The organism is Edaphobacter aggregans DSM 19364, assembly GCF_000745965.1.
Lineage (GTDB): Bacteria > Acidobacteriota > Terriglobia > Terriglobales > Acidobacteriaceae > Edaphobacter > Edaphobacter aggregans.
On record NZ_JQKI01000043.1, the window covers coordinates 26,855 to 39,750 of the forward strand.

Genomic DNA, 12,896 nt, shown 5'->3' on the forward strand with positions numbered 1-12,896 from the left:
TTCATTCCGGTCGCACGTATGCCTTGAGTGTGGCGCACTGCTTGCCAACCGATGGTCCATGAGGCCGGATCTGGTAGCCACCCACGGCCGCGGGAACGATAAAGGTCTCCGCATAATGTACGACGAACGGCGCGAATGAGCCTGTAAGGCTCTCAACAATCGCCTCCTCGCCCTCAACCAGATTCAGTACGTTCACGGTTGCGTTGGTATCGTGCGGGACGGTGCCGGTAAACCAATGACGGCGAGTCTCAATGAATTCGAGTTCATGAAGGCCGGTACGTTCTTCGCGCCAGCCTTCTCCTTGACCGACGGCTTCAATCCTGTTGACCAGGTTCTCCTTGATCCATGCCGCCTTGCGGTCCCATTGGATGTTCTCTTCTCCTCGGGCGATATTGATCGGTCGCGGTTGTCCGTCCAGCCCGAGACGGCCCCAATCCCATAGCTTGAGCGTGAAGATGTAAGGAGTCGCACTGATCTCGAGCACCATGCTGCCCGCTCCGGAACAATGCACCGTCCCTGCCGGAATGAGGAAGTGGTCGTGTTTGCGTGCAGGCCATTTGCTCACGTAGCGGTCAGCGTCGAAGTCTGGTCCACCTTCTTGTGCGGCCTGCAGATCCTGCAGCATCGCGGATGGATTGATATCTTCCTTCAGGCCGAGATAAACGGTCGCATTGGGCTCGGCATCGAGCATGTAATAGCTCTCGTCCTGGGTATATGCCAGGCCGAAATGCTTGCGCACGTAATCATTGAGAGGATGGACCTGTAAAGAGAGATTGCCGCCCTCGATTGTGTCGAGGAAATCGAAGCGGATGGGGAACTCAGCCCCAAACCGTCCGAAGATATAGCTCCCTAAGAGCTCCGTGGGGTGAGCGAAGACGAGATTGATCGCCGGGATCTCGACACGAACCGTCCCGAAACCGAGGAGGAGACTGTTTTCCTCCGGCACACAGTCGAAGCACCAGGCGTAATTCGGAACGTCCTTGGGAAGATCGAACTCACGTTCCATCCAGTGACCTCCCCAGGGACCTGGATCGAAGAATGGCACGACGCGAAACGGTTGGCGTGCTGCCTGGTCAAGACCAGCTCTCATCTGATCGCCCGTAATCATCTTGGGCGTAGCTTGGTCGTTCGTGTCGAGAAGAAAATCGATGGTAGGAAGCAGCTTCTGTTTGATTCGATCCGCCGCCCGCCAATCGAGGAAGTACGCCCGCTTATATTTCTGAGCCGGCGATTCGTCGGTGTTATTCGCTCCGAGATTGCCGATCTCTCCTGCGCGCTGTCGTCTTTGTATTTCCCAGCGGGCCAGGTCAGCGTAGACAAGAACGTAGTATTCGTTCGCAATCTCAACGGCACCAGTGCCGATAACTAGCGCGATTCCTGCGGTCGACGACTCGAGTTTTTTCTGCGCTTCTGACACCTTGAGGGGATCGAAGAAGTCGCGCACCTCAACCGAGTTGAACGTTCCGAAGACGGGGTCATCCGTCAGCAATGGTGAGACTCGCTGGTTGATCTCATCCGGTGACAGAAGAAGTGATTCGGTATCGATGACAACCTGCGGATCGAGCGCTGCTTCGAGCTCCTGTTTGATCTCCCGCACGGACACGCCCGGATAGCACTCGACGCAAACGACGCAACGCTTGCCGCTCGTCAATCGGCGGAGGTTCTCCCGGATAGCGTCCCACCCGACATGACAATCACCTGCATCGGATGAAACAGGAACATAAGGCTGCTTATCATACATCTAGTTCGCTCCGTTTTATAAGTTCGATTAGTGGAACCGCTCCAAGTAGCGGTGCGCTATCGCCCAACATGGCAGGACGCACCTGGACTGTTCCCCAGGGAGTCCATGTGTGTTCTTTCACGTACTGCTGGATGTACGGCACGATCAGATCGCCGCGCCGCATCACGCCGCCGCCGATGAGGAGAAGCTCCGGATCGTAAGCGTGAATCAATGACGCAGCTGTGCGAGCCCACACCCGGATGCAGTGCTCACGGACGGCTAAGGCAACCAAGTCACCGTCATCGGCTGTTTGAAACAGATTTTGAAAGTTCAGCTCCATACCTGCGAGAGAACTCGATTCGAATCCGGGCCAGCCCCTGCATATCCTCGGCAAAGCCCATCCTGAGGCCTCCGACTCAGCGCAACCTATTCCGCCACAGTTGCATGGGGAGCCATCGAAGCGAGCCGCAAGATGTCCGCCAAGGCATCCCGCCTGAAAATGCTTCCCGACAAGAAGCCGCCCGTCGATCATTGCGACGCCACCGATTCCGGTGCCAAGCGTCATCATGACGATGTCGTTGGAGCTGGTCCCGCTTCCTGCATACCATTCGCCCAATAGAGCGAGACGTGCGTCGTTCTCGACTGCGATCGGCAGTCCGAACTCTTCGGCCGCCCAGGTCTTGAGATCGACTTCGGTTGCATCCGTGTACTTCAAGTTGGTCGACGTCACACGGGCGTTCTTGCGATCTACAAGGCCGCAGAACCCAACGGCTATTCCTTCTATCTGGCCCAGCCCAAGCCCGGCATCTGCCGCAAGCTTCCGGAGTGTCTCTGCCAGCACAGGCAGAAGTTCCCGAAGCTTCCGATCGCCATCCGTCGGTACGACCTGCGATGTGTGAATGGTCCTGTCTTCGACGACAGCGCAGGTTGCGTGTGTGCCGCCGAGATCGATTGAAAGTGCCCTCATATGGACATCCTGACCCGTCGTCCCTCGAAATCAAAAACTTTCCGCATCTCGCACCCCTGGAACGGTGTTTGAGCAAAATCAAATAATCTGTGCAATGCAATATAACAATCACACGTTGCTTGCGTTTTGTCCACAAACGTACATTGAAATGCTTCTATTGACAAAAAAAGAACAATTCGTCTATGTTGGCCAATCAGTTCAAGTTTCTGCTCGCCTTCCCCGGTCTATGAAAAACGCAGGTCTTATTCCTCGGCTTCGGAAGGCTCTCAGCAGGGCGTTATGCGATGTCTCTTGGAGGCGACAGTGGACTTTCGAAACAACGGGTGCAGCATTGCAGGTAGAGTCACGGGAACTCGTCTAGGCAGAAGGAACTTAAGACCTGGCGATCGAACAACCACACACAGTCAACGTTCATGCCCATCACAGGCTCCTTATCGCGTTTGGTTGGGTAAGCTTCTGTTGCTCCTGTTGGCATGTCTCAGTTCGGCGGTGCTTCGCGGCCAAACGACGAACGGGCTGATCACGGGCGTGGTCTCTGACTCGACTGGAGCCAGTATCCCCGGCGCTGACGTCGACGTCGTCAACACCGGAACGGGAATGCATCGGACCACCAAAAGCAACGCGGGCGGCGAGTACATCCTCCCTCAGCTCAATCCGGGCAACTACAAACTGACTGTGAAGATGGATGGCTTTGCGACGATTAACCGGGAGAATATCCAGCTTCAGGTCAACCAGAGCGTCACGCTGAACTTCCAGCTCGCGGTGGGACAGACCTCGCAAACCGTAAACGTCACGGACGCGCCTCCTCAGCTCAACACAACCTCTGCGACGTTGAGCAACGTCGTGAACCACGAAGACACGGTCAATCTTCCGCTCAACGGACGCTCGTTCACCCAACTGACTCTTCTGACTCCGGGCGCTGCACCAGTCCAGAACGGGCAGCAGGGTTCATTCACAGTGTCTTTGGGGGCTGGCGGCATCAGTCCATCAGTGAACGGACAACGCGGAGAGCAAAATAACTTCACGATGGACGGCATATTCAACAATGCCACTTACACGAACACTTGGGTGATTGCGCCTCCACCAGACGCGATCCAGGAGTTCAACGTGCAGTCGCATATCACGGACGCTCAGTTTTCGGTCTCTTCGGGTGCAAACATCAACCTCGTGACCCGCTCCGGTACGAATAAGTTCCACGGAGCGCTTTGGGAATTTCTCCGGAATGACATCCTTGACGCCCGAACCTTCCCGGAGACCGAGCGTCTGCCCTATCGGCAGAATCAGTATGGTGTTTATCTTGGCGGTCCTGTAACGGTACCGCATATCTACAGCGGGAAAGACAAGACTTTCTTCTCGTTTTATTGGGAGGGATTCCGGTCGGCGCAGACAAGATCGTATCTGGCCAGCACTCTCACCAACGCAATGAAGCAGGGGGATTTCTCTGCGGTCCTCGGCGCGCAGGTTGGGACCGACAGCCTGGGTCGCCCGGAATATGCGAATCAGATCTATGATCCCTTTTCAAGTCGTCCGGATCCGGCACACCCGGGCCAGTCCCTACGCGACCCTTTTCCGGGAAATGTCATTCCTAAGGGCAGGCTGAACTCTGCAAGTCTGCTGATCCTGCAAAAATATTACCCGGCTCCAAACCTCAATGTTCCCGAAGGTACCTTGCCCAATTATCAGTTCTCCGGTGCAACAAATACGGATAGCGATATCTTCGGTGTTCGACTGGATCATCAGATCACAGCGAACGACTCCGTCTTTCTCCGTTTCAATCGTTCAAATCAACACGTGATCAGCCCGCAGGCTCTGCCGACTTACGTGCACACCCTGAGCAACTACACCCAGCAGGCTGCTTTCGGCTATACCCATATCTTCGACCCGAAAACGATCCTGAATATCCGATATGGATACTCCTACGTTAACTTCGCGAGCAACGATGAGCCGGCGGGCCAGGCCTTCACAGACGCGATTGGCTTTACTGAAGCTGCCCCTGCACATGCTGGGATCCAGCTCGGACCGCAAATCAACATCTCAAATGGCTTTAGTGGCGTGGCTCAGTTTGCCATCCCGTTGGGTCCGCAAGAGACGATGGATTATCACGCCGACCTCTCCAAGGTTGTCGGGAACCACACGTTCGGCTTCGGCGGTCTTTACTACCACCTCCGGAGCTATGACGATGGATGGCTCGCAAATATGAGCTTCGCGCAAAATGCCACGGCGCAAGGGGCAACAGCCGGTCCGACAGGCTATGGGCCTGCCAGCTTCCTCCTTGGCACGCCGAACAGCTATGCTCCATGGGTTGGGAACATCGGAGCAGACCAGACGGTGAACTGGTATGGCGTCTATGCGCAGGATCAATGGCAACTTACGAAGAAGCTTGTTGTGACGGCCGGCATTCGTTGGGACTATGTCACTCCACCGAACTACCACAAGATCGTCTCAGGTCTCGACGTGTTGACTGGGCAGTTCATTGTGTCAGGTGCAGTTCCGCCGTACTACACTACCGCCACTGGACCGAGCGGCTACTTCCACCCGCAGTACAACGGATGGGAGCCACGCTTTGGTGTCGTCTATTCCGCGACAGACAAGACCGTCCTGCATGCAGCCTTCGCGATGCTTGACGATCACAACAACACCCTGGTTCAGGAGAATCAGAACCTTCGATTGACTTGGCCCGGCGGCATTGCCGCGAATTTCACCAGCCTCGATCTTGGCGTACCGACGATGTATTTCGGAAATCTCCCGACCGCCTCGTCCTTGCTTCAGAACGTGGCTCCGTACGCAAGTTATGGAGCTAACCCCAACAACAAGATCCCGTACTCCATGCAGTACAACCTCGGTGTGCAGCAACAACTCATGTCCAACCTCACGATGAAGCTGGATTACGTGGGATCTGTAAGCCGGCATCAGTACATCGTGCCGACGGTGAATACGGCTCTCTATCCTGGACCTGGTCTCATCTCGGACAGGCAGCCCTTCCCAGAGTATGGCGGTCCCTTCTCCTATGCCTGGAACGCAGCTCCCGCAAGCTACAACGCACTGCAGGCTCAACTGCAAAAGACGGTATCGAATGGCCTGTCGTTCCTGGCCTCGTACACCTGGTCTAAGTCCATGGATTGGCAATCTGACCCATATGTGAACCAGCAGCCTAACTTCTACAACCTGAAGGAGGATTGGGCAGTATCCGATTACAACCGTGCGCATATGTTTGTGTTCAGCAGCTTGTATCAGCTTCCTTTTGGACGGAACAAGGCTTTCCTGAACAACGCCGGCAAGCTGGTGCAAACATTGGCCGGCGACTGGAATGTGGGAGGCATCATCACTCTCAACTCCGGCGCCCCGTTCTTTGCGCTGGCGGGTGGTGATATTGCCAACACGGGTGGTCCGAGTCAGCGAGCTCAGCGGACAGGAGCGGACCCGTATAGCGGCCCAGGGTTCCACCAGACACCAGCGACCTGGATCAACAAAGCAGCCTTTGCAGTACCGACGTTGTTCACCTATGGCAATGAAAAGAGGAACGATCTGGTTGGTCCTAGTTTCAAGAACGTCGACTTCAACGTGTCGAAGAACTTCCCATTGTTCGAAAGCACACAACTTCAGTTCAGGGCGGAGATGTTCAACCTGTTCAACCACACCAACTACAGCACGCCGGACAGTGGCGTTCAGGACAGTCAGTTTGGCCAGATCCTGAGCGCGGCAGGGTTCGGTCGACAAGTACAGTTCGCATTGAAGCTAGTATTTTAGGCAGAAACCTAAGAGGGAGCATCGCTTCGATGCTCCTTCTTCGTATATTCCGGAGTCAGCTCGTGAGTGCGAGACTCCGAGGGCGCAAAGATGAAACGTCGAGATCTTTTGAAAAGTCTCACTATGGCCGCCGGTGGAGCGCTGTTACCCAACGAGTCTGTGGCTCAGACTGAAAAACAGCCTACCGCGAAGAATCCGGCCGTCATTCCTATCCGCGGTCTGCTGCGAAAAGACGGGAAGCTGGTTCAGCCGATCCAAATCAGCATTGAAAAGCCTGACGATGCCGTCATGGCTGTGACAAAACTCGATGGAACCGAAATCGATCGCCGCAATGTTCCGGCAGGCGAAGGTTCATTCGAGATATATGTAAAGCCAGTCACATCCAACCAACGGTCAACAATCATCGTCGATTTGGGCGGAAAAGAAGTCCGAGAAGAAATCGAATTGAAACCGGTACGGCAGATGCAGATCTACGTGCTGCCGCATTCGCATCATGACCTCGGGTATACCGATCTGCAAGCCGATGTCGAAGCGAAGCAGATCCGCAACATCACACGCGGCATCGAGCTTGCACGCAAGACGAAAGACTATCCCGAAGGAGCGAGGTTCGTCTGGAACCTTGAGGTTCTTTGGGGTGCCGACCTCTACATGAAGCGCGGGTCGGAGGGTGATAGACGAGAACTCATCGATGCAGTGCAAAAGGGATGGATCGGAATAAACGGCTCCTACGCAAACGAGCTTACGGGGCTCTGTCGCCCTGAGGAACTCTTGCAATTGTTCCACTACTCCGGACAACTCGGTAAGACATGCGGAGTGAAGGTGGATTCGGCGATGATGAGCGATGTCCCTGGTTTTTCCTGGGGTACAGTGACGGCCATGTCGCAAGCGGGAATCCGTTATTTTTCGGCTGCGCCCAACTACTTCGATCGCATCGGCACATTCATGGTGTCCTGGCAGGATAAGCCCTTCTGGTGGGTCTCGCCATCAGGCAAAGAGAAGATTCTCTTCTGGGTCCCCTGGACGGGGTATGCCCTCTCTCACGTTATGAAGCTCGGTTCTGAGCTCGTCGCGAAATACCAGGACCGCATGGACGAGATTCAGTATCCATATGACGTCTCTTATATACGTTGGTCGGGTCACGGCGACAACGCGGAGCCAGACTCCGAGTTGAGTGATTGGATTCGTGATTGGAATCAGAAGTACGAATGGCCTCGCTTCTCCATAGCCACCACTAGTACAGCATTCTCGGCCTTTGAGAAGCGTTACGGGTACCAGCTACCGCAGTATCGCGGAGACCTGACGCCTTACTGGGAAGATGGTGCAGGCTCCTCAGCACTTGAGACGCGGATGAGCCGTAATGCGGCAGATCGGATCAACCAAGCCGAAGCTTTGCGAGCCGTGACGAACAAAGCTGATTACGAAGTTGCGGAGTATGCCGAGGCATGGCGCGATGTGTTGCTCTACTCCGAACACACTTGGGGCGCATGGAACAGTGTCTCTGATTCAGAGAATCCCTTCGTCAAGAAACAATGGGACGTAAAGCGCGCCTTCGCGGTGGATGCCGAGCGCCTTTCCCAGAAGTTGATTGAGAAGTCTGTCGGTCTAACAAGCGAGACCTCTCGTGGGGGGCAGGTTGAGATATTCAACAGCTCTTCGTGGGTTCGCAGCGAAGTTGTTTATGTTCCTCAGCAGCTATCGCAAGCGGGAGATTACGTCAGTGGTCACGATGGCAAGCCGCTGCCGTCACAGAGGCTTGCATCCGGAGAGTTAGCGGTACTTGTGTCGCAGATGTCTGCTTTCTCGGCTTCGCGATATTCCTTTTCGAAGCAAGCAGCTCATCATCCTTCTAAGCCAGCGTCTTTCAAGAACAACGTTCTTGATAACGGCATTGTCCACGCCAAGATTGATCCCGCAACCGGTGACATCACCGAACTGCGCCTCCCATCTGTCGCCCACAATCTGGTAAAGACAGATGGGCCGTATCGGGCGAACCAACTCCTTTTCCTTGCGGGGCAGGATGTCGATCAAGTTCAATCTAGCGGCGCGGCGAAGATCACAATCGAGGAGAATGGCCCACTTGTCGTGTCCGTTCTTGTCGAATCCTCCGCTCCGACCTGCAAGAGCGTCAGCCGGCGCATTCGGCTGGTAGCCGGAGCCGACTATCTCGAGCTAGCAAACACCGTCGATAAACTTTCCGCCGCGTTGAACCCGCATCCCGGTTCAGGCGGACCCGGCGACGAGTTCGCGCAACGTGGGTCGAAAGAGAGTATCCAGTTCGCATACCCTCTGGCAGTATCAGATGGCAAAATGCGAGTGGATATCGCGCTCGGCAACATGCAGCCAGAGATCGACCAACTTCCCGGATCGTGCAAGAACTGGCTCCCGGTCGGGCGCTGGGTGGACGTCTCGAACGATGAAGTCGGTGTCACTTGGGTCACCCAAGATGCTCCGCTGATTGAAGTCGGGGAGATCAGCGCAACGATGCTTGGGTCGCAACGTAACCCAAACGTATGGCGGAAGAGCATCGAGCCGACCCAGACGTTCTTCTCATGGGTGATGAACAATCATTGGGGAACGAACTATCGCGCGTATCAGGAAGGCCCGGTTACGTTTCGTTACGCGCTGCGGCCGCATTCGCGCTATGACGCCGCGGCAGCCACTAGACTTGCCATCGGTTTATCGGAGCCGCTCAAAGTTCGGGCAGTTAGCCCATCAGCAAAACCAATCGACTCATTTCTAAGCATTGAGCCATCGGACGTACTTGCGTTGACCTTCAAGCCAAGCGAAGATCGATCCGCTTGGATCGTGAGACTTTTTGGAGCTTCTGGCGAGAGAAGAACAGCTCAGCTCAAGTGGTTACGTTCAGGTGAAGCGAAATTCTGGCAGAGTAATCTTGCGGAAGAGAAGCTGGAACCAATCGGAAGTGAGTTCGAGATCGCCGGCTGGGATCTTCTTACAATTCGCATTGAAGAACTGCATTCACGATAGTCCTCGAGGAGACGTTGGTCGGGCCAGTCGCTCCCGCCTGACCAACGCCGAGACGGTAAGCAGAATTAGTTTCTTCCGGATTGGTCTACTCGGAAGTTATCCCGTTTGCTAGAAAGGTCCAACTCGAGAGTGGTTCCCTTTCAACTACGACGCCGGAGTGGCAGCTGTCTCTGCCTTTAATTGTGTGGCAGCTGTCAGGAGAAAAACTCTCTTTGCTTGCTTGACTTCCATGTATGGAAAAGAATGATTTTGTTGGGTCGGAGCCATGTTGAACCATCCTAAATCGTTCAATGGCGTCTGTCGGCATGAAAGTGTTGAGACACGCTTATCCCTTCCAATCTCGTTCCGTTGTTTTAGGGTATAGCCCAACCCTACGTCCGACATCCGGCGAAATAATGTCGCAATAGAGTCTCTTTCTGAGTTGTCGTACAGGTTATGACGAAGGTCAAAGAGTCTATTCGGACACCTCGGCCCGCTCGAATGCGCAAGCGGTCCTACGGCCAACAGGTCGGCTACCTGCGTGTCAGCTCCCTGGATCAAAACGAGGTCCGCCAGCTCGAAGGGCTGGTCCAGTGATACATAACAACAGACTGCTTCGACTTTGTCGGTCGCTAGCCGCTAGACAGCCGCGTGTTCGACCTCTTCGGTTCGCTCCTTTGCAAAGCCGCCTGCTTTACCGGCTTCAAGAAGCTGCTGTCCCTCGATGCGACCGAAAAGCTCGATCAGTTTCGCGACCACGCCGGTCCATCCGGTCTGGTGGCTGGCTCCCAGGCCCGCGCCGTTGTCGCCGTGGAAGTACTCGAAGAACAGCAGGTAATCCTTCCATTGGGGATCGGTCTGGAACTTTTCTGTACCTCCATACACTGGCCTTCGGCCGGATTTATCCCGCAGGAAGATCCGCTCCAAACGATTGGCTATTTCCCGGGCTACCTCGAACAGGTTCATCAGCTTGCCCGAGCCGGTTGGACACTCGATCTTAAAGTTGTCGCCGTAGTACAAATAGAACTGAAGCAACGCACGAATGAGCAGCGCATTCACCGGCATCCAGATTGGGCCGCGCCAGTTGGAGTTGCCGCCGAACATGCCGGTGTCGGATTCAGCCGGAAGGTAATTCACCCGGTATTCCTGACCCTCGACGTTGACGACATAGGGATGCTCGTCGTGATATTTGGACAGCGCCCGGATGCCGTACGGACTGAGGAATTCGTTCTCATCGAGCATCCGCGTCAGAATCCGGCGCAACCTGCTCTCATTCACAAGTCCAAATATGCCGCGCTCGCCATACCCCAAATGACCGGGCCCGGTTGCATGAACGCTTTCGAGCAGTTCGGGCATACGTCGCAAGCGTTCGAACAATATCTCCCCCGCTCGTGGTACCAGTTCGCGTTGCCACGGCTCGATGACGGTGGTTGCACACAGGGGCAGCAGGCCCACCATGGAGCGCACCTTGAGCCGCCTGGCGCTACCGTCGGGGAGGCGCAGGACGTCGTAGTAGAAACCGTCCTCCTCGTCCCACATGCCTTCCGGCCCTGCCTGATTCATGGCTCGGGCGATCCAAAGGAAATGATCAGCAAACTTGATGGCCATGTCTTCGTAAAACGGGTCGTTGGCCGCCAGTTCCACGGAGATCTCAGCCATGTTCTGACAGAAAAGTGCTACCCAGGCAGTGCCGTCTGCCTGCTCGAGGTGGCCGCCGGTCGGCAGCGGCGAGCTGCGGTCGAAGACGCCGATATTATCCAGCCCCAGGAATCCGCCCTCGAAGAGATTCTTGCCGAACCGGTCTTTGCGGTTGATCCACCAACTGAAGTTCAGCATCAGCTTGGCAAACGACCGCTTGAGGAACTCAAGATCGCCCTTCCCCTTCAACGCCTGTTCCGTCCGGTACAGGAAGATTGTGGCCCAGGCATGCACCGGAGGGTTCACGTCGCTGAAGTTCCACTCGTAGGCCGGCATCTGACCGGTCGGATGGATGAAAAACTCCTGCAGCATCAGGTCGAGCTGTTGTTTGGCGAATTCCGGATCGACCGTGGAGAGCGCGATGGTGTGGAAAGCCAGGTCCCAGGCGGCGTACCACGGGTACTCCCATTTGTCGGGCATCGAGATAATGTGGTTGTTCACCATGTGGAACCATTCGCTGTTTCGCATGAAGCGTCCGCCCGGCTTCATCGGATCCTGACCATGTTCCGTGAGCCATAAGTCCACGTCGAAGAAGAAATACTGCTTGGACCAGAGCATTCCTGCGAGCGCCTGACGCATGACGAGGGCTTCATCTTCGCTGACTCGGGCTGGGGTTATCGCTTTGTAGAACTCATCTGCTTCGCGCTTGCGGGTCTCCATGATTTCAGCAAAGCTTTTGAACGGATCGCCGATGGCGGCAGGCGCCACATCCGTGAGGCGCAGACGGACGGTGGCGGCCCTTCCGGCACCCACATTCAACTGATAGTGTGCAGCAGATTTGGTTCCCGTTTTCTCGGGATTCACTGCGTCTTTCTTGCCCCCAACTACATAGTTGTTGATTCCGTCTTTGACATACGGAGACTGGTTAGCCGTGCCGAAGATCCGCTCGTTGTTCGTCTCATTTTCTGTGAACAGCAGTTCGGCATCGCCCTCGCAGTACAGATACCGCTGACCCAGATCCGCGTGGGACGCGGCAACAACATGGTTGCCTTTCTGGCCGGAGACTTGCTTCAGGGACGGCTTGGGTGTATCGGGCCACCACGTCCAGGTGTTTCGAAACCATAGTGTCGGCAGGAGGTGCACCGTAGCTGGCTCAGGACCGCGATTCACCACGCTGATCTGGATCAGGATGTCTTCAGGCGACTCCTTGGCATACTCGACAAAAACGTCAAAGTAGCGATCTTCGTTGAAGACCCCGGTATCCAGCAGTTCATACTCCATGTCGCCGCGATTGCGCCGCCTGTTGGTCTCGATCAGATTGAGGTAGGGGAAAGCCGCCTGCGGATACTTGTACAGATACTTCATGTAGGAGTGCGTGGGCGTGCTGTCGAGGTAGAAGTAGTATTCTTTGACATCTTCGCCGTGGTTGGCCTCGCTGTTCGTCAGACCGAACGCACGTTCTTTGAGAATGGGGTCTTTGCCATTCCAGAGGGCCAGGCTGAAGCACAGCAACTGCCCGAAGTCGCTGATCCCGGCAAGACCATCCTCGCCCCAGTGATAGGCGCGCGAGCGGGCCTGGTCATGGGTGAAGTAGTCCCAGGCATTTCCATCCTGGCTGTAGTCCTCGCGAACCGTACCCCACTGCCGCTCGCTCAGGTAGGGCCCCCACTTTCTCCAGGGCTTTTTTGCGGCGACTATCTGTGCTTGGGATCTGGCGTCCGCGAGTGTGCCTGCCTCTTGCAGTCTGGTTGATTCCGCATCTTGTGCCATTTTGTTCCTCCCTGTTTGGCCATTCGCCTCAAGAGACATGTCGTCTGGCCCGGGATTTGTGCTACCAAGATCTTCTCGAATTTCTAC

General features: G+C 55.5%; 5 protein-coding genes. 2 read left to right on the forward strand and 3 right to left on the reverse strand.

The window, feature by feature from the left end; all coding sequences use genetic code 11:
* Nucleotide 1: 1 nt before the first annotated feature.
* Entirely contained in the window at nt 2–1,741 is a 1,740-nt protein-coding gene (locus Q363_RS16955) for a class I mannose-6-phosphate isomerase (RefSeq protein ID WP_035352386.1), read from the reverse strand.
* Nucleotides 1,734–2,687, reverse strand: a complete 954-nt coding sequence (locus Q363_RS16960) for an ROK family protein (protein ID WP_051978892.1) — start codon at nt 2,685–2,687, stop codon at nt 1,734–1,736. The genes Q363_RS16955 and Q363_RS16960 overlap by 8 nt, the downstream gene beginning before the upstream one ends.
* Before the next feature lie 444 nt (nt 2,688–3,131).
* On the opposite strand from Q363_RS16960, the gene Q363_RS16965 reads away from it, so the two are divergent.
* A complete protein-coding gene (locus Q363_RS16965) occupies nt 3,132–6,434 on the forward strand; it encodes a TonB-dependent receptor (protein WP_169747019.1) in 3,303 nt (1,100 codons plus the stop codon).
* Between the two features lie 108 nt (nt 6,435–6,542).
* Nucleotides 6,543–9,422: a glycoside hydrolase family 38 N-terminal domain-containing protein gene (locus Q363_RS16970; RefSeq protein WP_169747020.1), complete on the forward strand. Its 2,880-nt coding sequence runs from the start codon at nt 6,543–6,545 to the stop codon at nt 9,420–9,422.
* 618 nt (nt 9,423–10,040) lie between these two features.
* Here the strand turns inward: Q363_RS16970 and Q363_RS16975 are convergent.
* Nucleotides 10,041–12,809 (reverse strand): MGH1-like glycoside hydrolase domain-containing protein, encoded by a 2,769-nt coding sequence (locus Q363_RS16975; RefSeq protein ID WP_035352391.1) that lies wholly within the window; start codon nt 12,807–12,809, stop codon nt 10,041–10,043.
* Nucleotides 12,810–12,896 lie beyond the last annotated feature (87 nt).

What these genes read in the sequence shown, in the direction of transcription:
- Q363_RS16960 (WP_051978892.1), bottom strand. Translation starts at nt 2,687, where the DNA reads ATGAGGGCACTTTCAATCGATCTCGGCGGCACACACGCAACCTGCGCT.
- Q363_RS16975 (WP_035352391.1), bottom strand. Translation starts at nt 12,809, where the DNA reads ATGGCACAAGATGCGGAATCAACCAGACTGCAAGAGGCAGGCACACTC.
- Q363_RS16955 (WP_035352386.1), bottom strand. Translation starts at nt 1,741, where the DNA reads ATGTATGATAAGCAGCCTTATGTTCCTGTTTCATCCGATGCAGGTGAT.